Origin of the sequence: Schaalia georgiae DSM 6843, from assembly GCF_000429245.1 — a bacterium.
Taxonomy (GTDB): Bacteria; Actinomycetota; Actinomycetes; order Actinomycetales; family Actinomycetaceae; genus Pauljensenia; species Pauljensenia georgiae.
The window spans coordinates 126,367-151,100 of sequence record NZ_AUBM01000010.1 but is presented as its reverse complement, the minus strand read 5'-3'; the positions used below and the strand labels follow the sequence as shown (position 1 = coordinate 151,100).

At 70.4% G+C, this 24,734-nt stretch carries 16 protein-coding genes and 1 pseudogene; 12 read left to right on the top strand and 5 right to left on the bottom strand.

Annotated features, from left to right (window positions below):
• The first annotated feature begins 18 nt into the window (after positions 1–18).
• From G447_RS0106155 to G447_RS0106105, 11 genes and pseudogenes are all read left to right on the top strand, one after another.
• The gene (locus G447_RS0106155; RefSeq protein ID WP_005869324.1) at positions 19–891 is read left to right on the top strand and encodes a PP2C family protein-serine/threonine phosphatase; all 873 of its coding nucleotides are present in this window, start codon (positions 19–21) and stop codon (positions 889–891) included.
• Positions 891–2,349, top strand: a pseudogene (locus tag G447_RS12880) (FHA domain-containing protein). Before G447_RS0106155 ends, G447_RS12880 begins: the two are co-directional and overlap by 1 nt.
• Positions 2,350–2,512: 163 nt before the next feature.
• Entirely contained in the window at positions 2,513–5,224 is a 2,712-nt protein-coding gene (ppdK, locus tag G447_RS0106145) for a pyruvate, phosphate dikinase (protein ID WP_005869312.1), read from the top strand.
• A gap of 348 nt (positions 5,225–5,572) precedes the next feature.
• Positions 5,573–7,180: an FTR1 family iron permease gene (locus tag G447_RS0106140; protein ID WP_051226265.1), complete on the top strand. Its 1,608-nt coding sequence runs from the start codon at positions 5,573–5,575 to the stop codon at positions 7,178–7,180.
• A 31-nt stretch (positions 7,181–7,211) separates the two neighbouring features.
• Positions 7,212–7,844 (top strand): iron transporter, encoded by a 633-nt coding sequence (locus G447_RS0106135; protein ID WP_026430424.1) that lies wholly within the window; start codon positions 7,212–7,214, stop codon positions 7,842–7,844.
• A gap of 102 nt (positions 7,845–7,946) precedes the next feature.
• Entirely contained in the window at positions 7,947–9,233 is a 1,287-nt protein-coding gene (locus G447_RS0106130) for a DUF2318 domain-containing protein (RefSeq protein WP_026430423.1), read from the top strand.
• 5 nt (positions 9,234–9,238) lie between these two features.
• Positions 9,239–10,516: an ABC transporter permease gene (locus G447_RS0106125; protein WP_026430422.1), complete on the top strand. Its 1,278-nt coding sequence runs from the start codon at positions 9,239–9,241 to the stop codon at positions 10,514–10,516.
• 5 nt (positions 10,517–10,521) lie between these two features.
• Positions 10,522–11,853 (top strand): ABC transporter permease, encoded by a 1,332-nt coding sequence (locus G447_RS0106120; RefSeq protein ID WP_026430421.1) that lies wholly within the window; start codon positions 10,522–10,524, stop codon positions 11,851–11,853.
• An 8-nt stretch (positions 11,854–11,861) separates the two neighbouring features.
• Positions 11,862–12,737, top strand: coding sequence for an ABC transporter ATP-binding protein (locus tag G447_RS0106115; protein ID WP_026430420.1), 876 nt, complete (start codon positions 11,862–11,864; stop codon positions 12,735–12,737).
• Positions 12,734–13,300: a hypothetical protein gene (locus tag G447_RS0106110; protein WP_026430419.1), complete on the top strand. Its 567-nt coding sequence runs from the start codon at positions 12,734–12,736 to the stop codon at positions 13,298–13,300. Before G447_RS0106115 ends, G447_RS0106110 begins: the two co-directional genes overlap by 4 nt.
• 47 nt (positions 13,301–13,347) lie before the next feature.
• Positions 13,348–14,496: an FAD:protein FMN transferase gene (locus G447_RS0106105; RefSeq protein WP_026430418.1), complete on the top strand. Its 1,149-nt coding sequence runs from the start codon at positions 13,348–13,350 to the stop codon at positions 14,494–14,496.
• A 410-nt stretch (positions 14,497–14,906) separates the two neighbouring features.
• Here G447_RS0106105 and G447_RS12475 read toward each other — a convergent pair whose 3' ends face one another.
• From G447_RS12475 to G447_RS0106095, 3 genes are all read right to left on the bottom strand, one after another.
• Positions 14,907–16,196 (bottom strand): hypothetical protein, encoded by a 1,290-nt coding sequence (locus G447_RS12475; protein WP_207382543.1) that lies wholly within the window; start codon positions 16,194–16,196, stop codon positions 14,907–14,909.
• 394 nt (positions 16,197–16,590) lie between these two features.
• On the bottom strand, positions 16,591–19,632 hold the full coding sequence (locus G447_RS0106100; protein WP_051226261.1) for an FAD-binding and (Fe-S)-binding domain-containing protein: 3,042 nt from the start codon (positions 19,630–19,632) through the stop codon (positions 16,591–16,593).
• Positions 19,633–19,941: 309 nt separating this feature from the next.
• Positions 19,942–20,220 carry a hypothetical protein gene (locus tag G447_RS0106095; RefSeq protein WP_125205103.1) on the bottom strand — a complete coding sequence of 93 codons (279 nt, stop codon included), beginning with the start codon at positions 20,218–20,220 and terminating at the stop codon, positions 19,942–19,944.
• Positions 20,221–20,480: 260 nt separating this feature from the next.
• On the opposite strand from G447_RS0106095, the gene G447_RS0106090 reads away from it, so the two are divergent.
• Positions 20,481–21,962, top strand: coding sequence for an ICP22 family protein (locus G447_RS0106090; RefSeq protein ID WP_026430415.1), 1,482 nt, complete (start codon positions 20,481–20,483; stop codon positions 21,960–21,962).
• Between the two features lie 72 nt (positions 21,963–22,034).
• Here G447_RS0106090 and G447_RS0106085 read toward each other — a convergent pair whose 3' ends face one another.
• Entirely contained in the window at positions 22,035–23,159 is a 1,125-nt protein-coding gene (locus tag G447_RS0106085; protein WP_026430414.1) for an alpha/beta hydrolase, read from the bottom strand.
• A 148-nt stretch (positions 23,160–23,307) separates the two neighbouring features.
• Positions 23,308–24,474, bottom strand: a complete 1,167-nt coding sequence (gene metX / locus G447_RS0106080; RefSeq protein ID WP_026430413.1) for a homoserine O-acetyltransferase MetX — start codon at positions 24,472–24,474, stop codon at positions 23,308–23,310.
• Positions 24,475–24,734 lie beyond the last annotated feature (260 nt).

Below are 24,734 nucleotides of genomic sequence, written 5' to 3'. Positions count from 1 at the left end.
GAGAGAAAGAAGTCCGTTATGACGGTGGGGGAGTACAACCGCGAATTAACCCTGAAATGGGGGGCGGCCACCGATATCGGCCCGGTGCGCAGCGAGAACGAGGACTCGTGGCTCGCCGCTCCCCCCTTCTTCGCGGTGGCCGACGGCATGGGCGGCCACCTCGGAGGGGCCCGCGCCTCGAGGACCGCCGTGGAAACCTTGCGCGAGTACCTCGGCGAGGAGCGCCTCGGGGCACGTGCGGCGGACCTTGTGGACCTGTCCGAGGCCGTCGAGGAAGCGGGGGACCGGGTCAGCGCCCTCGCCGGGGCCGCTGGCGCGCAGAACGCCCCGGGCACCACGCTCACCGGCGTCCTCGCCCTCGACACGGATGAAGGCCCCTACTGGCTCTCCCTCAATATCGGGGACTCCCGCGTCTACGTGGTCGGCAACGGGCGGATCAGTCCGATCACCCACGACCACTCGGCCGTCCAGGAGGCACGGGACATGGCTGAGGAGCTGGGGACCCCCCAGATCATCCCGCCGTCCAACGTCGTCACCAAGGCCCTGGGCGGTGGGCTCACCGGTTCCGTCAGCGCCGACTACACCCTCATGCCCCTGTGCGAAGGCGACTACGCCGTCGTATGCTCTGATGGTATCCACGGAGCGCTCACGGACGCGCAGATGTGCTCGATCGTGACCGCGGGGCGCGGGCCCCAGGGCATCGCGGACCACCTCGTGAGCGCCGCACTGTCCGCTGGGACTCGTGATAACGCGACCGCCGTGGTAGTTTACGCAGCAAGTGCGTCCCGACTAATATCGGATCCGCACGCAATGACCCGAGTCATCCAACCAGTCCGCCCCGCGTCGCCCCACACGGCGCGGCGGGCTCCACTGAGAAAAGGCAGTAACTGATGCTTCAGATTGGTCGCTTCTTGTGCCGAGGCCAGGGCGCGATACTCGTGATGGGGCCGCTCGGCGCGGCCCTCGTGCCGCTGTCTTTGGCCGATGGCGCCGCAGACGTCGTCTGGGGCCGCGCGGACACGCAGACGTGGCTCGCCCAGGTCCAGGCCGACGGCGACAGCGCGCTGCTGCTCGACTGCGCCGGCGAGCAGCCCTACCTCACGGTCCTCGGCGCCATTCAACTGCGCATGCGCAGCGCCGGGCAGATCGCCGAGCAGGTGTGGACCGACCCCATCTGGGCCTGGCCCTTCAACCCCGGCGAGTGGCAGACCTTCGAGGCGACCATCGTCGACGGCGACGAGGTCACCTGGATGGTTCCGGCCGCCGACCGCGTCGAAGCGGGAGAGATCCGCATCGGACGGTCCCTGGACGAGTTGGAGGCCCTCGCCTCGTTGCCCGTCGACACCATGGGCTTCCTCATCCACTCCACGGAGACTCCCACCCAGCGCCCAGTCGCCGCGGTCCCCGAGTCGCCCAGGGATACCGAGGCATACGATATCGCCGCGGCCGAGGCGAAGTTCCTCGCGACCCTCAAGAAGGACGAGCGCTCCTCCGCGCCCGCCGCCGAATCACTGGCGGTCGTCGCCGAGCCGGTCGTCGCGACCATGCCCTCCGACGACTCCTCGGCGGCCAGGGCCCCCAGGGAGCGCCCCAGGCACGCCGCCGACCCCGTCGAGGACGGCGGCGCCCCGAAGGAGGGGCAGGAGGCAGCAGCCGAGCAGGCCACCGGGTCCGAACAGGGCGCCGGATCCGAGCAGGGCGCCGGATCCGACTCCCCCTTCCCGGGCGGTTGGGGCCCCCCAGGTGCCCGCCGCCACCGGGGCGGACGAGGAGGACTCCATGGCCCAGACCCTTGTCGATCAGCCGCCCGTCGCCCGGCCCCAGGCGGCCCAGCCTCCGGTGGCGCGGCCCCAGGCGGCCCAGCCTCCAGTAGCGCGGCCCCCCGTCACCACGGTGCCCCCGCCCTCGGAGGACTCCTACGAGGAGATCGCCCCCGACGTGCTGGCGGGGATGAACGCGGAGGCCACCCAGGCGCGCCGGGCCCCCCACAACGTCGGCCCCTCCGCCCCCGTCGCCTTCCTCATCCACGGCGGCACCGTGCCCGTGGAGGTCAGCCGCGATGTCATCATCGGCAGGGACCCCGACGCGCGCGCCCTCACCGGGCGCCCCATGGCGACCGTCCTGCGCGTCCCCAGCCCCGCGACGGAGATCTCCCGCTCCCACTGCGCCGTTATGATGACGGCCCCGGGCGCGTGGTCCCTCATGGACCTGGGATCGGCGAACGGCACGATCCTGCGCCACGCCGACGGGAGCTTCCAGGACGTCACGCCGATGGTCACCATCGCCCTGAACGACGGCGATCTGGTGGATGTCGGCGAGGGCACCACCATCGAGTTCAGAGTCCGCTGAACCCCTCGAGCGCGGGGGCGGGTCCATCGGGGCCCGCCCCCGCGCCGTCCAACGCCGCAACACCGCGCCGGAAGTGACCTTGGTCCCTAATCCCATGTACACTTATCGGCGGCAGCGGCCCAGTGCTGGGCCGGTCAATGACGAACGGAAGTTGAGGACCACGATGGTCAAGTACGTGTACGACTTCTCCGAGGGTGACAAGTCCATGAAGGACCTGCTCGGGGGGAAGGGCGCGAACCTCGCCGAGATGACGAAGCTCGGCTTGCCGGTTCCCCCCGGGTTCACCATCACCACGGAGGCGTGCCGCGCCTACCTGCAGGGATCCGTCGTCCCCGAGTCCTTGTCCACCGAGGTCACCACCGCCCTGCGCGGCGTGGAGGACCAGATGGAGCGCCACCTCGGCGACCCCTACAACCCCCTGCTGGTCTCCGTGCGCTCCGGCGCGAAGTTCTCCATGCCGGGCATGATGGAGACCGTCCTCAACATCGGCCTCAACGACCAGTCCGTGGTCGGCCTGGCCAAGGTATCGGGCAACGAGCGCTTCGCGTGGGACTCCTACCGCCGCCTCATCCAGATGTTCGGCAAGACGGTGCTCGACATCGACGGCGACCTCTTCTCCGACGCTCTCGACTCCCTCAAGGCCGAGCGCGGCGTCACGGGCGACACCGAGCTCACCGCCGACGACCTGCGCGGCCTCGTCGACACTTTCAAGGGGATCGTCCGCGACCAGACCGGCCAGGACTTCCCCCAGGACCCGCGCACCCAGATGGACATGGCCATCGAGGCCGTGTTCCGCTCCTGGAACACCGAGCGCGCCCGCATCTACCGCCGGCGCGAGCGCATCCCCCACGACTTGGGCACCGCCGTCAACATCTGCACGATGGTGTTCGGCAACATGGGCGAGAACTCCGGCACGGGCGTGTGCTTCACCCGCGACCCCTCCTCGGGCCACTCGGGCGTCTACGGCGACTACCTGGAGAACGCGCAGGGCGAGGACGTCGTCGCCGGGATCCGCAACACGCTCGCCCTGGCCGACCTGGAGCGCATCAACAAGCCCGTGTACGACGAGCTGCGCTCCATCATGCGCAAGCTCGAGACCCACTACCGCGACATGTGCGACATCGAGTTCACCGTTGAGCGCGGCAAACTGTGGATGCTGCAGACCCGCGTCGGCAAGCGCACGGCGGCGGCCGCCTTCCGCATCGCCGTGCAGCTGCGCGAGGAGAAGCTCATCACCCGGGACGAGGCCCTTGGCCGCGTCACCGGCGACCAGCTCACCCAGCTGATGTTCCCGCAGTTCGACACCAAGGCCGACAAGGAACTGGTCGCCACCGGCATGGCCGCATCGCCGGGCGCCGCAGTCGGCCGTATCGTCTTCGACAACGCGCAGGCCGAGGCCGCCGCCGAAGCGGGTGTCAAGTGCGTCCTCGTGCGCCGCGAGACCAACCCCGACGACCTGCCCGGCATGGTCGCCGCCGAGGGCGTGCTCACCGCGCGCGGTGGCAAGACCTCGCACGCCGCCGTCGTGGCCAGGGGCATGGGCAAGACCTGCGTGTGTGGCGCCGAGGCCCTCGAGATCGACGCCGAGCGCGGCACTGTCACGATCGGCGGCCTCGTCCTGACGGGCGAGGACGTCATCGCCATCGATGGGCAGACCGGCGAGATCTTCTGCGGCGAGGTGCCCGTCACCGACTCGCCCGTCACCACCTACCTCGCCCGCGGCCTCGAGGCGGGGCTGGCAGCCGCCGGGGACGACGAGGGCACCCGCGAGCTCGTCGGGGCGGTGGACTTCATCCTCTCCCACGCCGACGAGGTCCGCCGACTGCGCGTGCGCGCCAACGCCGACACCCCCCTCGACTCCAAGCGCGCCATCGAGTTCGGCGCCGAGGGCATCGGCCTGTGCCGCACCGAGCACATGTTCCTGGGCGAGCGCCGCCCCCTGGTCGAGCGCGCCATCCTCTCCGCCCCCGGTTCCGCCGAGCGCCAGGCAGCCTTCGACGAGCTGGAGAAGCTCCAGAAGCAGGACTTCCTGGAGATGCTGGAGGTCATGGACGGCAAGGCCATGACCGTGCGCCTCATCGACCCGCCGCTGCACGAGTTCATGCCCGCGCTGGTCGACCTGGAGACCAAGGTCGCGGTCGGCAGGGCCACCGGGAACCTGGATCCCGCCGACGAGGCGATGCTGGCGGAGGTGCGCCGCATGCACGAGCAGAACCCCATGCTGGGCCTGCGCGGCGTCCGCCTGGGCATCTACCTGCCGGGCCTGTTCGCCCTGCAGATGCGGGCCCTGTGCGAGGCCGCGGCCGAACTGGTCGCACGCGGCCTGCGCCCCGAGCCGGAGATCATGGTGCCGCTGGTCGGCTCCGTGCGCGAGCTCCAGCTGGTGCGCGAGGAGGGCGAGGCGATCATCGCCCAGGTCGCCGCCCAGCACGGCGCCGACCTGTCCGGCATCACCATCGGCGCCATGATCGAGCTGCCGCGCGCCGCCATGACGGCGGAGGACCTGGCCGAGGAGGCCGACTTCTTCTCCTTCGGCACCAACGACCTCACGCAAACCGTCTGGGGCTTCTCGCGCGACGACGTGGAGAGTGTGTTCTTCCCGCGCTACATCGAGACGGGGATCTTCGGGGTCTCCCCCTTCGAGTCCATCGATGTCCACGGCGTGGGCACCCTGGTGGCCGAGGGCGTGCGCCGCGCCCGATCCACCAAGCCCGGCATCAAGCTCGGCGTGTGCGGCGAGCACGGCGGCGACCCCCTGTCGATCCACTTCTTCCACCAGGTGGGACTGGACTACGTGTCCTGCTCGCCGTTCCGCGTCCCGGTGGCCCGCCTGGAGGCGGGGCGCGCGGCGGTCGCGGATCGCGTTGAGGAGTGAGCCCGGCGCCCGTGTGAGGTGACGCGGCGGGGCCGTGGCCGGTACGACCGGCCACGGCCCCGTTCGCTGCGGGATTGCGTGTGGCCCTGTTACGGCTTCGGTGCCGGTCGGACGGGCGATCGCGGGACTCGTCCACAACTGTGGGACCAAGGTCCGTTACGCGGGTGCGGGGCTGGCGCTATGCGCCCCCCGGCGTTGGTCACAATTCAGGGTGTGCTTACTTTAATATTTACGCCCTCATGGCAAGGTGGCTACGCTGGGACGCGGAAATCCCAACAGGGCCGACAGGCCCGCCGACCAGGAGGCAAGACCGTGGGCGCCCTCGTCACCACGACCACCAAGGCCACGATGCGGCAAAGTGCGAAAGGGCTCGTCGTCATCGTGATGGCCGCGCTCGCCGCAGTGCTCTGGGTCGCCCCCGCACGCGCTGCCAACCCTCAGACGTGGCAGGAGGTCTCCACCACCATCGCCTCCCTCATCGACCAGGCGGTGGCCGACTACAAGGCCGGTGACGCCGCCAAGGGCAAGGAGGGCGTCAACAACGCCTACTACAAGAACTACGAGACGACGGGCATGGAGAAGCAGGTCATGGCCCGCATCTCCGGCTCCCGGGTCAGTGCCGTCGAAATGGAGTTCTCCCTACTCAAGCAGGCCATGGGCGCCGGCGACAGCGCGGGCGTCGACTCCCACGCCGCCACCCTCAAGCAGTACATCGCCGAGGACGCCGCGAAACTCGACGGAGCCGCCCCGGCCTCGGGGTCGTCGGGCTCCGCCGACTACAGCCCCGGCGCCTGGGGGCAGACCGCCAAGCAGATCAACGGGATCATCGACCAGGCGGTGGCCGACTACAAGGCCGGTGACCCCGCCAAGGGCAAGGCGGGAGTCAACAACGCCTACTACAAGAACTACGAGACGACGGGCATGGAGAAGCAGGTCATGGCCCGCATCTCCGGCTCCCGGGTCAGTGCCGTCGAAATGGAGTTCTCCCTGCTCAAGAAAGCAATGGACGAGGGCGACGGCGCCGGCGTCGACTCCCATGCCGCCACCCTCACCAATGCGATCCGCGAGGACGCCAACACCCTGGACGGGTACACCGGGCAGGCCGCCTCCGCCGCCTCGCAGACCACGCCTTGGCTCAGTGCCTTCGTGCCCGCCCTGCTCGTCATCCTCCGTGAGGGCATGGAGGCCATCCTGGTCGTCGCCGCGGTCCTGGCGTACCTCGGCAAGTCCGGGCACAAGGACAAGGCGCGGGTCGTGTGGTCCGGGGTCGCCATTGCCCTCGGGCTCTCCGCCCTGCTCGCCTTCCTCTTCAACTACTTCACCTCCCTGGCGGGGGCCAACCAGGAGCTCCTGGAGGGGGTCGCCGCGCTCTTCGCCGTCGCGATGCTGATCTGGGTGTCGAACTGGATGATCCACAAGTCCTCCGACAAGGCGTGGGAGAAGTACATCCGCGACCAGACCGACGCCTCGCTCACCAAAGGATCGCTGCTGGGCCTCGCCTTCATCTCCTTCCTGGCCGTCCTGCGCGAGGGCGCCGAGACGATCCTCTTCTACGTGCCCATCGTCTCCAGCGCGGGCGACCGCACGGGCTACGTGTGGGCGGGCCTCGTAGTCGGCCTCGTGATCCTGGTCGTCGTCTACCTGCTCATCCAGTTCGCCGCCCTGCGCATCCCCCTGCGCCCCTTCTTCACCATCACCTCCCTGCTGCTCGCCCTCATGGCCTTCACCTTCACGGGGTCGGGCATCAAGGAGCTCCAGGAAGCCGACGTGCTCTCCCTGACCTACGTCAACGGCTTCCCGACCGTAGACCTCTTGGGGATCTACCCCCGAGTGGAGAACCTGGTCGCCCAGGCGCTGGTTCTCATCATTATCGTCGGCCTGTACGTCTTCGGGAAGCGCTCCCTCGCCCGCGCCAGCGGCGAGGCGGAAAGCGCCCCGGACGCGAAGGCCGACTGACACCCACGACACCGATCAGGAGAACCCTCCCATGAAGCGCTCCCTCGCCCGAATCGGGGCCGCGGCCGCCGCGATCGCCCTGGCGGGCACGCTCGCCGCCTGCTCCTCCAACTCCAACAACTCGAACAACAACGCGACCCCCCCCGCCTCCCAGTCCGCCGACGACGGCGCCAAGCCGGGCGAGGACGCAGGCTTCGAGGAACTGCCCCTGGGCGACGACGTGTTCGTCGGCCCCCTCAAAGTGGGCGGCGTCTACTTCCAGCCCGTCGACATGGAGCCCGCCATGAGCACCCCGGCGAAGGACTCCTCGATGCACATGGAGGCCGACATCTCGGCCGTCGCCGACAACGACCTCGGTTACGGCGCGGGCGACTTCATCCCCGCCCTCACCGTCGATTACCAGATCGCGGACAAGTCCGGAACAGTCGTCCAGGAGGGCACCTTCATGCCCATGAACGCCTCGGACGGCCCCCACTACGGCATCAACCTGCCCAAGCTCGAAGCCGGCACCTACGACGTGACCTTCATGATCACGTCCCCGGAGAAGAACGGTTGGCTGCTCCACACCGACGAGAAGACCGGCGTGAAGGGCCGCTTCTGGAAAGAGCCCCTCAAGGCCGAGTTCAAGGACTGGCAGTGGGATCCCACCTCCGTCGACTGGTGAGGACGAAGCGGGCCGGGGAGACCATCCCCGGCCCGCGCCCGCATGGGGCACTAGACTGCACGAGGGGGGCGCAGGCCCCCCTCAGCCAGGAAAGGACCGTTGATGCTTCAGCAGCTCAGTGAGGCGACTCTGAGCCTCCTGCTCACAATGCTCGCCGTCGGGGCCTCGATCCGCTTCGTCCCCGCGCCAGGGCGCGGCCGCAGCGGACGGCGCGCCCGCGCCCTGGCGGTCTGGGGCGGCATCGGGGCCGGCGCCGCCGCCTCACTGGCCCTCACCGTCGTCGCCACCATCGCACCCAAATCCCTCAACCGCCAGAGCGTCGGCCTCGTCACGCTCCCCGTGGCCATCATCGCAGCCGCCGCACTCGTCGCCCTGCTCCTGCGCAGGGCGCGCCTCGCGCGCGCGAGCGGCGCGGACCCCGCCGACCCGCTGCCCGGGGACGGCGCGCTGAGGGCAGTGGCGGCCCTCTACATCGCGTTCGCGCTCTTCAGGGCCCTCCCCACCGCCATGACCCAGGGGGTCATGATGCTGTCGGGCGGGGTGGAGCTCTACTCGACGACCGCGGTCATGGCGATCACCGGCTACGCGCTCGCGTGGGTGCTGTGCGCTGCCCTCGGATGGCTGTCCCACCGCCTGTGCTCCCTGTCCCCCCGCCTGTGGCCGGCCGTCCTGGTCATCACGTCGCTGGGGCTCACGCACATCCTCATGATCGTGCGCATCCTCAAGGCGAAGCGGCTCATCTCCATGCCCGCCAACGTGTTCTCAGTGGTCTCCTGGCTCATCAACCACGAGGCCGTCTTCACCCTCGCCGCCGCCGCCGCCCTCGGCGCGGTCACGGTCATCACGTGGTGGGCCTCGCGCTCCATCCCCCGCGAGGGCGCGAACCCGGCCGAGGGGCGCCTGGGGCGCGCCCGCGCCCGCCTGTACAAGACGATGGCCGGCAGCGCCGCGATCGGCTACCTGTGCGGGGCGCTGCTCATCACCGTCGGCGTCGCCATCGGCTCCCAGGAGGTCGAGCTCTCCGCGCCCGAGTCCTACTCCGTCGTCGACGACCAGGCCACCATCGAATTGAGCACGGTCTCCGACGGGCACCTGCACCGCTACGAGTACACGACTTCCACAGGCGTGAAAGTCCGCTTCATCGTCATCCAGAAGTCCGGCTCGTCCTTCGGCGTCGGCCTGGACGCGTGCGAGATCTGCGGCCCCACCGGCTACTACGAGAAGGACGGGAAAGTCATCTGCAAGCTGTGCGAGGTGGCGATGAACATCGCGACCATCGGCTTCAAGGGCGGGTGCAACCCGATCCCCATCGAGTACGAGGTGGGCAACGGCACTCTCACCGTCCCCGTGTCCGCCCTCGAGGCGGCGGCGCCGGTCTTCGCGAAGTAGGGCCCATGTTCTTCCGAATGCTCAAGGGCGCGCTCACCAGGCGCGGCAACCGGCACGCGATGATCGCCCTGACGGTGGCCCTGGGCGCCTGCGTGGCCACCTCCATGCTCTCAGTCATGTTCAACGTGGGCGACAAAGTCAACCAGGAGCTCAAGAGCTACGGCGCGAACATCATCGTGCGCCCCCAGGGCGCCGCAGTCCTCCAGGACCTCTACTCCACGCAGGGCCCCGCGCAGCAGCAGGCGTACCTGCGCGAGGACGAACTGGTGAGGATCAAGACGATCTTCTGGACCTACAACATCTTGGACTTCGCCCCGCTGCTGCCCGTCACCGCCACAGGCGCCGACGGGGGCGCCGTCACCGTCACGGGGACCTGGTTCTCCCACCGCCTCGACCTGCCCACCGAGGAGAGCGTGCAGACCGGGCTCGACAAACTGAGGGGCTGGTGGAGCATCGAGGGCTCGTGGCCCGACGACTCCGACGAGGCGGGCGCGGTGGTCGGATCGGCCTACGCCTCGGCCCACGGCGTCCACGTCGGCGACACGATCTCGCTGACCGGCGCCTCCGGGGCCCGCGATGTCGTCGTGCGGGGCGTGTTCACCGCCGGAGACGACTCCGACCACGCCGTCTACGCCCAGCTGGGCCTCGTCCAAGAGCTCCTGGGGCGCGAGGGGGCGGTGGGCAGCGTCGAGGTGTCCGCCCTGACCACCCCCGACAACGACCTGGCGCGCAAGGCCGCGAAGAACCCCAAGTCGTTGTCCGTGTCCGAGAAGGAGACCTGGTACTGCACCGCCTACGTGTCCTCCATCGCCTACCAGATCGAGGAGGTCATGACCGACTCCGTGGCGCGCCCGGTCCGCCAGGTCGCCCAATCCGAGGGCACGATCCTGGAGAAGACCCAGCTCCTCATGGTGCTGGTGACCGCCCTCGCCCTCGTGGCCTCGGCGCTGGCGATCGCGAACCTGGTGACCGCGGGCGTCATGGAGCGCTCCAGCGAGATCGGGCTCATGAAGGCCGTCGGCGCGAAGGACAAGTCGATCATCGGGCTCTTCCTCACGGAGACCATCGTCGTCGGCCTGGCGGGCGGCGTCCTCGGCTACGGAGCGGGGCTCGCACTGGCGCAGATCATCGGATACACCGTCTTCGGGTCCGCGATCGCCTTCGCGCCCGTCGTCGTCGCCCTGGTTGCGGTCCTGGTGGTCCTAGTGGTCCTGGGCGCGTCGATCCCCGCGATCCGCTACCTGCTGCGGCTCAACGCCGCCGAAGTACTGCACGGGAGGTGAGCGCGGTGTCCAAACGCGCGATGTTCTGGCGGATGGTCGCCTCGTCCGTCCTGCGCCGCCGCTCCCGTGTGCTGATCGCCGTCCTGGCGGTCGCAATCGGCGCCACGACCCTGTCGGGCCTGGCGACCATCGCCATCGACGTGCCCGCGCAGATGGCCCGCGAGATCCGCTCCTACGGGGCGAACATGGTGGTGACCGGGGCCGACGGCCAGGCGATGGACGACGAGGCCCTGGCCGCGGTGGACCGGGCCCTGCCCGCCGCCCAACTCGTGGGATCGGCGTCCTTCGACTACGAGACGGTCACAGTCAACGACCAGCCCTACGTCGCGGGCGGAACGGACCTGGAGGCCGTGCGCCAGATGAGCCCCTTCTGGTTCGTCGACGGCGAATGGCCCTCGGGCGGGGCGCAGGTGCTGCTCGGCGAGGAGATCGCCACCACCATCGACGCCAAGACCGGCGACCGGATCACGATCAACCAGCTCGACGGGACGGCCTCGTCGAACGCCGCGGCGGCCAGCGGCAGCGCGACCAGCGGCAGTGGGAAGGCGAACAGCAGCGGGGCGACGCCGGCCGCCCAACCGGCCGCCTCCGGCCCCGGCTCCCAGGCCGGAGCGCAATCGGCCTCCACCCCGCTCTCCGCGCAGACCGCCCAGGCCTCGCAGGGCGCCCAGGGCGCACAGTCGGGCGCCGACGGGCAGGCGCGCTCCATCACCGTCACCGTGTCCGGCATCCTCAAGACCGGCGGCAACGAGGACGGCTACATCTACATGTCCGCCGACGACATGGCGGAGCTGACGGGCGCCTGGGAGCCCTCCATCGCCCAGTACTCCGTCGCCCTCGAAGGCGACCAGCTGACGGAGCTGGTGGACTCGATCAACGCCTCGGTGCCCTCCGTTCGCGCCCAGACCGTCAAGCGCCTCGTCCAGTCCGACTCCGGCGTCATCGACATGCTGCGCTCCCTGCTGGGCCTCATCACCGTGATCGTCCTGGCACTCACCACCATCGGGGTGTCCACCACGATGATCGCCGTGGTCACCGAGCGGCGCAACGAGATCGGCTTGCGCAAGGCCCTTGGTGCCACGTCGCGGTCGATCATGGGCGAGTTCATGGGCGAGGGCGTGGCCCTGGGCGCCATCGGGGGCCTCGTCGGCGCTGCCGCCGGGTACGCGCTGGCCGCCGCGATCAGTTGGAACGTGTTCCACCGCGCCGTCGCCGTCCACCCCCTGGTCCTGATCGCCACAGTCGTTTCCTCCGTCGCGGTCGCCGTAGTGGCGTGCCTGCCGCCCGTGCGCCGCGCCCTGGCAATCGATCCCGCGCTGGTCCTGCGCGGAGAATGAGGTACGCAATGAGCACACCCACCACTCCACATGCCCCGGACCCGAGCACGCCGCCGGACTCCGCAGGAACGGCGCAGGACGGCCCCGCAGGGGGCCGTGCGGGAGGAGGGCCCGCCGGTGAGCCCCTGCTCCGCCTGTCCGGCGTCTCCAAGATCTACGGCGACCTGCACGCCCTGGACAACGTGTCGCTCGAGATCCCACGCGGCCAGTGGGTGTCCATCGTCGGGCCGTCGGGCTCGGGCAAAACCACTTTGATGAACATCGTCGGCGCCATGGACACCGCCACGAAGGGGACCGTCGCCCTGGACGGGCACGACATCTCCGACCTGACCGGCGACGAGCTCACCGAGATCCGGTGCCGCACGATCGGCCTCGTCTTCCAGCAGTTCCACCTCATCGGGCACCTCACCGCCCTCGAGAACGTCATGGTCGCCCAGTACTACCACTCGATGCCCGACGAGAAGGAGGCCATGGAGGCACTGGACCGCGTCGGCCTGGCCGACCGCGCCACGCACCTGCCGCGCCAGCTCTCCGGCGGCGAGCAGCAGCGCGTGTGCGTGGCCCGCGCCCTCATCAACTACCCCAAACTCGTCCTCGCCGACGAGCCCACCGGCAACCTCGACGAGACCAACGAGGAGATCGTCCTCGACCTCTTCGTACAGCTCCACAAGGACGGCACCACCCTCATGGTCGTCACCCACGACGCACTGGTCGCTGAACAGGGACAGCGCGAGATCCGCCTCGATCACGGCAGGGTCGTGAAGGAGACATGGCACGACCACGACTTCGCGTCCCGGGATTCCGGCCTGGCGGTCCCCGCCTCGTCGGCCGACGGCGGCGCCGGCCAGGGGCCGGCGCGCAGCGGGAAGGACAAGGTCCGATGACAGCGCACAACACGCCGCGCCGCGCCCGGGCCGCCTTCGGCCCGCTCGGGGCCCTGGGGGCCGTGGTCCTGGCCGCCTGCCAGCCCTCCACCGGCCTCGACATGTCCAAGCCCCTGCAGGACGGAACGTGGTCCGCCCAGTCGAACGCGGACGACCAGGGGTCGATCGGCACGATCACCATCACCGTCGAGGGCGGATCCATCGTCTCGACCTCGTACACGACGGCCATGTCCGACGGCTCCGACAAAGGCGGCGACTACGGGAAGGACTCGTCCGGGCGGGTCTTCAACCAGGACTACTACGACAAGGCGCAGGCCGCTGTCGCCTCCTTCGAGGAGTACTCGGCGAAACTCACCGAGACCGGGGACCCCGCAAAGGTCGACGTCATCTCCGGCGCCACCGTTGCCCACCAGCAGTTCGTGCAGGCGGCGATCCGCGCGATCGCCCAGGCGCAGGGCGTGGACGGCTCCGGGGCCGCTGACGGAGTGGACATCCCCGGTCTGGGCGAGTCCACGAAGGACGGCGGTGACCTGGACAAGGACCTCGGTGGGGGGAACGGCTGAGCGCGCCCGGGCTGGGGGCGCGCCTGTGGCGCTCATCCTTCCCCGCGATGGGGACCCGCGTCGACCTGATCGGTTGGGGCGGGGACGGCATGGGGATCGTCAACGCCCTCGTCGGCCTCGTCGCCAGGCACGAGGACCTGTGGAGCGCGTTCCGGCCCGCCTCTGAGGTCTCCCGCCTCAACGCGGCCGCCCGCACCAGCGCCCCCTACGTGAAGGTCAGCGCGGCCACCGACCGGCTGCTCGCCGACGCCGTCGCCCTGTCGCGCGCCACGGGCGGTGCGTTCAACCCGCTAGTGGGCCCCCTGGTGGCTCTGTGGGACGTCAAGGGCTTCGAACGGGCGGTCGCGTCGGGGCGGGAGCCTCCCCCGGCCCCCTCCGGGCAGCGCATCGCCGCGGCTCTGGCGCTCGTGCGCTCCTCAGTGCTGCGCAGGAGCCCCGACGCCCCCGCGTGGGCCCTCGTCGCCGACGAGGCGGACGCTGGGGGCCTCGCGCCCAGTGTGGACCTGGGGGCGATCGCGAAGGGCAGGACCGCCGACGAGGCGCGCGACCTAGCGGTGTCGATGGGCGCCAAGGGCGTGCTGGTGAGCGTGGGCACCTCTTCCGTGTCCGCCGCCGGGTCCCGCCCCGATTCGACCCCCTGGAGGATCGGCGTGCGCGACCCCGGCGGTCCAGCCGCCCAGTGGACGCGCTCATTCCCTTTGCCGTGCCCGGCCGCGGCTGGGGAGGGCGTCCCAGTCGCGCCCGGCGCCTCAGCCGGGCAGGGGGACGCGGATGCGCTCAGTGCCGCGGAGGACGACTGGTCCGGTGGGCGCGCCTCGTGCGCTGGTGGTGTGCGCGGCGGGGGCGTCCCGGGCGCTGGGACCGGCCCCCTCCTGGGATCCTTATCGACATCTGGGGACAACCTGGGGGCTTTGCCCGTCATAGCGGGGATTCTTCGTGAAACAACCCGTGAAACGGAGTGGGTTCGGGATGGATCTCAAGCGCACCCACTGATCCGCAACCACATCATCGACCCGCGTAACGGCCGGCCTGGGGCTCTCGTGCGCAGGCAGGTCAGCGTCGTCGCGGCCAGTGGAGTGCTGGCAGAGGCGCTGTCCACGGCCCTCATGGTCGCTCCCGACGATTGCATCGACGAGGCCGCAGTGGCGGCTTGGGCGCACGGGCGCGGTATTGAGGGCGCGTGGCGGATCATGTGATGGAGTTGAGGCGAACGGAGTGCCCGTAGCCGTGCAGTCGCTGTCCGATCAAGGCGCGCCGCATCACGCGCAGGCCAACAATGGTGTCCGCCGGTGGTCGGGGCACTGTGCGCGAATGGTGGTGTCTGCTGGTGGTCGGGGCACTGCACGGTGGGGTCGCGGGCGCGCATCATCGGCTCCGCGATGCATTGGGGCAGGTTCTGGGGCATTGGGGCAGGAAACGATGCATTGGGGCAGGTTATTAACCTGCCCCAATGCGGGCTAACCTGCCCCAGTGCGCGTTAACGTTGCCTTGTCGCCTACCGCCCCCATACCGGCGGGGCAGCTTGCGCGGGCATCCGCCTCACTGTGCCGAGCAGGGCGATGTCGCCGACACGTCTACGGGGTGAGCTGATGCGCGGGCATCCGACTCAATGACGGACTGTTTCCGGATTCCCACCCACGTGCCACGAACTCACCCAATCCGGCGGCTCTGGATCCACCAGCGGAATGCGTTCCCGGCGAATGCAATCAGTTGGCTGGGCTTTCTGTGTGTTCGCATGGGGGCTGATTCCCGCCGACTCTGTGGACGAGGACTGAGGGCCGTTCCCCTCAAGACTCCGCGGGAGCGCGCTGCGCGTGCCCATGAAGACGGGTGACGACGAATGGATGCGTCGGTCAGGCCCATCGCAGTCTTCTGACGGGAGCGCCCAGAGTTGCGCGTACGGGGGAGGCACCAGTGGTTGGCTCACGGAGAACGCCCTGCGTATCCTGCGGCGAAGGGCGCTGAAGTCCTCGAAATCCGCCCAGCACACCCGGATGACATTCCACCCGTCGTCGCGCAGTGCCTCGTCCCGGAGCACCCACCGTCGTTTTTGTGCTTCCACCTCAGCTCGCGAGGAGCCGAGCTTGGCCAAGCCATCGAACTCGAAAATGATCTTCAAATCGACAATGGCGATATCCGCGAAGTAGGTGCGTCCCCCGACATGGATCTCATGCTGGGTGGTGACGGGGAAGGGGCTGACGGTGAGTACCACCCAAAGGAGAGCGGCTTCTGCGGGGTTCTCACAGCCGGCGTCGGCCGCGCGGAGGATGCATGAGCCCCGACGGGTACCGCGCTTGGATGCGAGAGCCTCCAGAAACCCCACGAGGCGCGCTTTGATTCGAACTTCTCGTTTCCGGGCGCTCTCCTGGTCGGAGGCGCTGAACCGCGTCCAGGCGTGCAATGCCATACAGGCGAGCACGAAGGCGGGCAACTGCTCGTCACTCATGACGACGCGGAGCAGGGCGTCCTCGGGCGACTCGACCAGGAAACCGTCGCGATTGGGGTGCGGGTCTTCAATCAATGGAGGAGTACGGCGGCACGAGACGCGTGAGGGAGGGGTCCGTACTCCTCGCAGCACCACTGCGGGCAGCCCTGTGGTCCGCCGCTTGGTATCGGTGTGAATGACGACATCGGGGTTCTTGACCCATCCTGTGATCCCGTGGAGGAGGAGGGCGCTGGAACCCACGAAGACGGGTGTCGGTTCAAGAGAGTCTTTGACTGCTGCGATGCGCGCGAGGGCGATTGCCTCCCAAACTTCCCATCGAGGCGGATTCGGCCGGATGCAGGGGAACGAGGCCCGGAAACCCCGCTTGATCCGCACGGCGCATGAGTCCGTGGTTCCCGGTCGTGTATTGGTAGTATTGGTGCGGTACACATCAATATCGTTGCTTTCCATTCCATAAGGATGTCCATCCTCGTATTGTGGTGTCCACGACTGAGAGTCGTCCTGTGGATAACGCTGCGTACGATGCGGGTCTGTGGATAGTTGGAAGTACCGGCGCGGGATGGATTCGGTTGCGTCCGAGCGGTTGAGCCGGGCGAGCGGTGGGACGGATTTGGGGGCTGATCCGTGCTCGAGTTTCCCAGCCCCAGAGCACGCGCTGTGCCGGGGTACCTGAGACACGTCATTGGCTCCGCGTGGCATTGGGGCAGGTTCTGGGGCATTGGGGCAGGAAACAGTGCATTGGGGCAGGTTAATAACCTGCCCCAATGCGGGCTAACCTGCCCCAATGCGGGGCAGAGGGTTTCCAGGCAGTCCCGCGTGGCATTGGGGGGACGGCCGGTTTGGATCAAGGCGCCCCCGAGGCGAGCAGTGTCGCCAAGTGGACTCCGCCCCTGCCGGCCAGCTGCTCGGCCTGCGTGCGGCACGAGAAGCCGTCCGCCAGGTACACGGCGCCGGGCTCGTCGTCCAGGGCGGGCAGCAGCGACAGTCCCGCGACCTCCACGGACACGTCGTAATGGCCTGCCTCCATGCCGAAGTTCCCGGCCAGGCCGCAACAGCCGTCGATGCGCCGCACGCGCGCGCCCAGCCGCTCCAGCAGGGCTTGGTCGGCCCCCCACCCCATGACGGAGTAGTGGTGGCAGTGCGGTTGCGCGACCACGGTGACGCCCTCCAGCGACGGCAGGTCCAGTTCTGCGGGTGGCACGGTGGACAGCAGCTCCGCCAGCGTCAGCGTCCCGTGGCGGACCAGAGCGGAGCGCGGGTCGTCGGGCAGCAGGTCGAGCAGGTCGTCGCGCAGAACCGCCGTGCACGAGGGCTCGACGCCCACGATGGGGATGCCGTTCGCCGCGAAGGGCGCCAGCGCCCCGAGCAGTTTCTCGAGCCGTTTCTTCGCTCCGCCCAGCTGCCCGGTGGTGATCCACGTGAGGCCGCAGCACACGTCGGGCGCGACGATCGGCGCGAACCCGTTGCGCTCCAGGACCTCCACCATTGAGCGCGCACCCCGGTCGTCGAGCGTCTGACTGAAGGAATCCGCCCACACGACGACGTAGCGGCGCCCATCGGGGTCGCGCGGCGAGGCGGGGGGCACCTCGTTCCCCGGGGCCGCAGAGCCCGCGCTCCCGCTCCCCGGGGCCGCGGCACCCGCCTCCGTGGGGACCCCGGTGCCAAGCCCGCGGCGCCGCGCCCACGCGGAGAAAGTTCCAGCCTGCAGCGCGGGCATCCCCCGCCTCGTGTCCAGGCCGATGGCGCGGAACACGAGGCGGCGCAGCCACCCCACTGACAGGGCAGCATTGCCCGCGTGGGCCAGCAAGGGCACACGGGCCGTCAGGCGCGTCCAACGGGGCAGCCACCCGAGCGTGTAGTGCGACAGGGGGCGCGCCCGTCCCCTGTAGCGCCGGAAGAGCGCCTCCGAGCGGTACTTCGCCATGTCCACGCCCGCCGGGCAGTCCGCTGAGCACGCCTTGCACGCCAGACACAGGTCCAGCGCGTCGAGCACCTCGGGGGAGTCGATGGAAGCCACCAGCTCCCCGTTCGCCGCGTCCTGCAGGATCCGCGCCCGGCCGCGCGTCACGTCCTTCTCGTCGCCCGTGGCCTTGTAGCTGGGGCACATGAAGGCCCCGGGGGCTCCGGCGCGGCACTTGCCGACCCCTGTGCAGCGGTGGACCGCCGCCGTGAGGTCCCCGTGGTCCCCGCGGAAGGCGAAGCCCCCGTCGGCGGGGATCGGGCGGGCCCGGGGGCGGCGCAGGAACGCGTCCAACGGGTCAACGCCCGGCTGCGGGTCCTGCCCGTCCGCGGGGGCCGACGGGGCGGGGGCCAAGGCCGCGGCCGCGCGTTCGGCCAGGCGCTCGCGGGCGCGGCCCGGCGTCATCGGCGCCGTCAGCACTCCGGGGTTGAGCAGGTTGTCGGGGTCGAAGAGGGCTTTGACCTGGGCGAAGAGATCGAGCATGTCGGGCGAGTACATGTAGCGCAGCAGCTCGGATCGGGCGCGCCCGTCCCCGTGCTCGCCCGACACGGAGCCCCCGTGGCGCGCGCACGCCCGCGCCGCCCGCTCCAGGAAGCGCCTCGAGTGCGCGACGCCCGCCTCGTCGTCCAGGGGAAGGCCCAGGCGCACGTGGACGCACCCGTCCCCGAAGTGGCCGTAGAGCAGGCCATCGATGGAGAACTCCCGCATGAGGGCCGTGAAGTCGCGCAAGTAGGCGCCCAGGCGCGCGGGGGGAACGGCCGCGTCCTCGAACCCCGGCCACGCCTGCTCGTCGCCCTCCCCGGTGGCGGGGTCCAGCGGGGTGCGCCCGCCCAGTCCCGCGCCGTCCGCTCGGATGCGCCACAGGGCGGCCGCCTCGTCGCCGGGCGGGTAGACGACGACCGCGTCGGTGTGGGCGGCCCCGGCGAGCGCGCGTGCGTGGGCCAGGGAGTCCTCGGCGGTTTCGTCGGCTCCGCCCACCTCGCACAGCAGCCACCCGTCGCCGTCGGGCAGCGCGGGGACCGCGCCGGGGCCCTTGTGGCGGCGCACGGCGTCCACGAGGCGCCTGTCCATGCCCTCGACCGCCAGGGGCGAGTGCTCGAGGATGGTGGGCACGTCGTCGGCCGCCTCGATCATTCCGGGGTACCCCAGGGCCACGAGGACGGGCGCGGTGGGCAGGGGGACCAGGCGGACCGTCACGGACAGCAGCGTGACCAGCGTCCCCTCGGAGCCCGTGAGCATCGCTGCGAGGTTGCGGCCCCCCTCGGGCGTGAGGTGCTCCAGGGAGTAGCCGGACACCTGGCGCCCGAAGGACCCCAGTTCGCGGCGGATGGGAGCCAGGTTGGCGCCGATGAGTGCTGCCAGCCCCGGGACCTCGGGGATCGCGGATCCGTGGCGGGACGAGGCGGTGAAGCGGCGCCCCCGCCCGTCCACGCACTCCATTGACACGATGTTGTCGCTGGTGCGGCCCCAGGCGGTGGCGTGGGGGCCGCAGGCGTTGTTGCCGACCATGCCGCCGATGGAGGCGCGGTTCTGGCTGGAGGGGTCGGGGCCGAAGCGCAGCCCGTGGGCGCGGGCGGCCTCCTGCAGGGTGGAGCCGATGCAGCCGGGCTCGACGGTGGCCGTCTGCGCGCGGGGGTCGATGCTCAGCACGCGGTTCATGTGGCGGGAGAAGTCGATGACGGCGCCGGGGCCGATGGAGTTTCCCGCGCACGAGGTGCCCCCGCCCCGCGTGGTGATGGGGATGCCGAAGCCGCGCGCGATCTCCAGGGCGCGCAGCACCTGGTCTGTGTCGCGGGGGAAGACGACGACCTCGGGCGGTATCCGGTAGAGCCCGGCGTCCGTCGAGTAACGGGCGCGCGCGCCCGTGGAGGCGTCGGCCTCGATTCCCGCTGCGGTGAGCGCGGCCAGCGCTTTCGACCCGTTCATGGTGCCATTGTGGCACTGCGGGACGACGCGGGACCGGGGCGCGTCTGTTGAGCGCACCGGGTGGGCAGTGGATCGGTCCTGGTGGCGTGGTGGTTCCCCGGGCGGTGGGCCGTCCGGGCCGGCCTCCTTGTCGGGCGGTACGCCCCGGCGCGGACGCCGACGCGCGTTATCGACACCAGCGCGCGTTATAACCCCCTCACGGTGTCGACAACGCGCGTCCGTGTCGACGACCCCCTCACGGTGTCGACAACGCGCGTCCACGCTCGCGCTGAGGGGACCGAGTTCGGGGGCGGCGGACCCCCGGGTGCCTCAGTGCCTCGGGGAGTGCCGCCTGGGGGTGGGGAAGGCGTTGGTGACCGCGGAGGGCTCTCGGGGAGGGGGCGGGGCGTCTGGGAAGGCGGGCTCGCGGTCGGGGGGCGTGGTGTCGGGGTAGGTGGGGGGCTCAGCGCCGCTGGCGAGCACGTGGTCGCTCAGGCTCGTCCCGGTGGCGCGGCGGCGGACGACGGGGATGGGGCCGGTGGGGGTGCTCGTCGAGTGGGGGAACCGGGCGCCGCCGGAATCCTTGGGGTGCGCCGGGGGAGGGGTCATCGGGGCGGTTTTCCCCACTGGCGGTTGCGTTGGCTCGGCGTGATCCATGTGCTCCATCCTGTTCTTGAGGTGCCCCAGTATAGCCCTTCGCGTATTCTAACCAGGTGGAAGGGTGGACCCGGACCGGAGTTGTGCGGACGTGCCGAGAAGGCCGTGGGTATGCTTACGTGGTATGTATCGCATATGCTTGTGTCGCCCGCGAAATTTGAGAACGCTGTGAAACAATGAAAGCGAGCACACTTGTCCGAGGGGAGTAGCTGATGGCTCTGTTCGAGTTCGAGGATGGGCACCTCGTCCCCGCACAGTTCGGATACCCGGTCGCCTCCGAACTTGGCCCCGAGCTGGTCGATGCGGTCTGCCAGCAGGTGCTCCAGATCGTTTCGCGGCCCCTGTTCCCAGTCACCTGGCGCGATGTCACCAGTGACGGCGAGGACGCGCCCCCGCGCTTGACGGCCCTCGACGTCACGGGGCAGGTGGTCTCCGTCGAGATCTTGCAGACGCTGGACTCGAAGACGCTCATCGCCTCGTTGTCGCGCCTCGCCGAGATCGCGGCGCTGTCGTGGGTGGACCTGGCCAATGAGTACCCCAGCGGCCCCGAGGGCTTCCGTGTCGGCTGGAACAAGTTCCGCGAGTCCATGCCCACGGCCGCAGGACCCGGCCCCCGCCTCATCATGGTAGCGGCGGCCATCGAGCCGTCGGTGCGCCCCGCCCTGGACGTCCTGGCCAGCTCGGGCGTGGAGGTCCACGCCATGAGCCTGCGCCAGATGAGCAACGGGCGCCTCTTCCTGGACGTCGACGCCGTCGGCCCCAGGCTCTACGGCATGCACTCCCCGCACCTGGTCGGCGGTGGCCGGGACCAGATCCCGCAGATCGGTGACCAGGGCGTGGACCCGGCGATCGCGGTCCTCGGGGAGTCGCCCTACTTCGGCATTGAGGCGGCACCGCCCTCCGCCGTTCCCGCGGGCGCGCTACACGGCGGGGCCGGCCAGGGGGCGGAGTACGGCGACGGGGTGGGTTCCGCCTACGGCTCGGACGCGGCCGGGGATACGGACTACGACGAGTATGCCGATGACAGGGCGGAGGAAGGCGCCTACCCCGACGGGGACGACTACGACTACGGCGAGTACGCCGATGAAGGCGTGGACGAAGGCGCCTACCCCGACGGGAGCGACTACGACGATAGGGAGCCCGATCCCGCCGCTTTCAGCGGGCCCAGGACCAAGCCCACGCCCCGGCTCAGGGCCCACGGCGCGGTCGCCTACTCCACCGACGAGGAGCCCCCGGCCCCCTTCGCCCCCCAGGGCGGCGAGGAGGGGTCCCTCACCGACGGGGGCGCGATGGACGCCGCCGTGGCCTCGTCGGTCGATGTGGAGGCCGACTCCCCTGAAGTGGTGGCTGCGCGCGAGGCGGGCCTGCCCGTCCTGGACCGCGACGAGGACGGGCTGCGGGCGCTCGGGCAGATCCTGGGGGAGGACGTCCCCCTGGTCGCCCGCACCGACCTGCGCATGCCCTCCGATTTGGCGTTGACGGGTTCGGGGGCGATCCGCTGCGACGGGCTCACCTACCCCAGCATCGAGATCCTCTTCAGTGCGCGGGGCATCGCCGACTACGACGGGTGGAATGAGCTCTACCTGGGCGACCGCCTGGGCCCGACCCTGGCCGAGTCCCTGGCGGAGATCAACCGGGAGATCATGCGCGAGTACGCGGATGCCCCGGTCCATCGGGGTCCGGCTCGCCACTGAAGCTCCGCGGCAGCGCGCCGGTCGGCTCTGCGAGGAGGGCAGTGGCGTCGTGGCGCGGGAGGGGGCCGCGTATCAGGCGAAGGCCTCCAGCCAGCCCCTCATGATCGAGTAGGCGCGGGCACGCACTGACGGGTCGGAGAGGAAGACATCGTGCTTGCCCGGCAGTCGCGCGATCGTGACCAGGTCCGACAGTGACATCGAGCGCAGCGCGATCACGTCGGCGTCGAGGACGACGTCGGAGGAGAACACCTGGGGGGACCACGCCTCGCCCGTGTAGGACGACGTCGACATCATCGACAGCACGGGGCACTCCAGACGCACCTTCTTCTCGACCGTGTCGTGGCCGGCCATGATGGCGTCCAGCCACGCGGCCGGGACCGGGTAGGACTCGGGCCGTTTCCATTCGCGGGCGTAGTCCCATCCGCTGACCGCGGGATCCGACGAGGCGGGGGCGGAGCCGGCGCCCTGGTCGTCCTCCCTGCCGCCGTGCCGCCCGCGCAGCTCCTCGGGGAGTTCGAATCCGGAGGCGGCCCACCCTCCCACGAGGGAGCGGCCGTAGAAGTCGGAGCCCCCTGTGGGGATCTCCCACATGGGCGAGCGCTGGGCGATCTGCCCGATGAAGGGCTGCATCGCCGAGCGCAGCGACGCCAGCGACTGCATCTCCAGCCACGCGGAGTTCAGGACCAGGGCGTGGACCGCGCCCGGGTGGCGGTGCGCCCACAGGGTGGTGATGAGGCCGCCCGTTGAATGGCCCACCAGGACCAGTGGCGCTGAGCCGTGGTCCTCGCGGATGATGTCGAGGGCCTCGCCGATCTCCTCGTCGTAGGTGGTCAGGTCGTCCGTGAAGCCGATGGACTGCCAGGGGCGCAGGGACCTCCCGTACTTGCGCAGGTCGAGCGCGTAGAACGCCGCCCCCGACGCGGCCATGTTCTGGGCGAGCTCCGTCTGGAAGAAGTAGTCGTTGCGGCCGTGGACGTACAGCGCGACGAAGCGGGGGAAGCCGAGGGATCCGGGCAGTGCCCCGGGGTCCTTGCGGGGCCGGTAGCGCACCAGGGTGGCGACGTTGTCGCCCTCCTCGTCGGGGAGCAGCTCGATCGTGCGGGACTGGTAGGCCGGGCCCAGCAGGTCCTGGCGCCACCGCCCGACGGGCGCGGGGCCATCGGCGCCCCACGGCGCCAGAACGTCGTACTCGCTCATAGGCCAAGAGTAGGGCGTCGGAGCCGGTTCGGCCCGCGGTGCGCCGGGGCCGGGGGCAACGGCGCCCGGTTGGGGGCGGGAGGCCCCGAGTACTGGGGCCGGCGCGCGCTGCCGGTCGCGGTGGCCCGTGTCCTCCCCGGCCCTGTCCCTACGCCTGGGCGAGGGCTGGGCGGCGCGACGGGGCCCGCTCGTTGAGGAACTCGCCGAGGAGGGCGGTGAGCTGGTCGCACTCGATGAGGAAGCCGTCGTGGCCGTGCGCGGAGTGGATCTCGCGGAACAGGGCGCCGTCGATGCCCTCGGCCATCCGCCACGCCTGGTCGGGGTGGAAGAGCCTGTCCGAATCAACGGCGACCACCAGGGCCCGCGCCCGCACGCGGCCCAGGGCCTCGCGCTGGCCGCCGCGGTCGCGCCCGATGTCGTGGGAGAGCATCGTGCGGCACAGCGCCACGTAGGAGCCCGCGTCGAAGCGGCGCGCCAGTTTCTCGCCGTGGTGGTCCAGATACGATTCGACGGCCAGCCTGCCGCCCCGCAGGGGGTCCTCGTCGTTCTGGGGGATGCGGCCGAAGCGCTCGTCCAGCTCGGTGGGGGAGCGGTAGGTGGTGTGGGCGATCTGGCGGGCCAGGGCGAGGCCCCCGGTGGGGCCGGCGGGGAGCGCGTGGTAGTCGCCCCCGCGCCAGTTCGGGTCGAGCTCGATGGCGCGGATCTGCGTGTGGGCCCAGGCGGCCTGTTCCGCGGTGGTCTGCGCGCCCGAGGCGATGACAACGAGGCGCTCGACGCGGTCGGGGTGGGACACCGCCCACTCGATGGCGCGGTGCCCGCCCAGAGAAGCGCCGATGATGAGGGACCAGGCGCCCACTCCGAGCAGGTCGGCCAGCCGGGCCTCGGCTGTCACCTGGTCGCGGGTGGAGACGATGGGGAAGCGGGAACCCCAGGGCGCCCCGTCCGGGGACGGCGAGGACGGGCCCGTGGATCCTTGGCAGCCGCCCAGGGCGTTCGCGGCGACCACGAAGTAGCGGTCGGTGTCGATCGCCCTGCCGGGGCCGACGATGGCTTCCCACCAGCCCGGGGTGTCCTGGCCCGGTGCGGTGGGGCCCAGGACGTGGGCGTCGCCGGTGAGCGCGTGCAGGACCAGGACCGCGTTGGACTTCGCTTCGTCGAGTCGGCCCCATGTCTCGTAGGCGATGCGCACTGACGGCAGGGCGTCGCCGTTCTCCAGGCGCAGGGGGCCGATGTCGGCGAAGGACCGGAAGGCGGCGGGGTCGCCGTCGTGCCAACCGCCCGAGGCGGGGGCGGGGGGAAAGGGGTGTCGGGCCATGGCGCCGTCTCCTCGTGTCGGTGGGTACGGGGAGGTCGGCCCGGGTCGGTCGACTGCCCCCCCTATGAGCGGGGACCGCGCGCCAGCGGCTGTCGCTGACGCGGGTCAGCAGGGCATTCGACGAGTCATGGGGCCAGGCTAGCGCAGTCGCAGGGGCGCGCCGGGGCGTATCAGAGTGCGGACTCGTGTGACAGCAGGGCGGTGCCCGATGGGGCTGGTGTTACTAATGTTGCGATTGATGTGAGCGGTGAGTTAGTGGT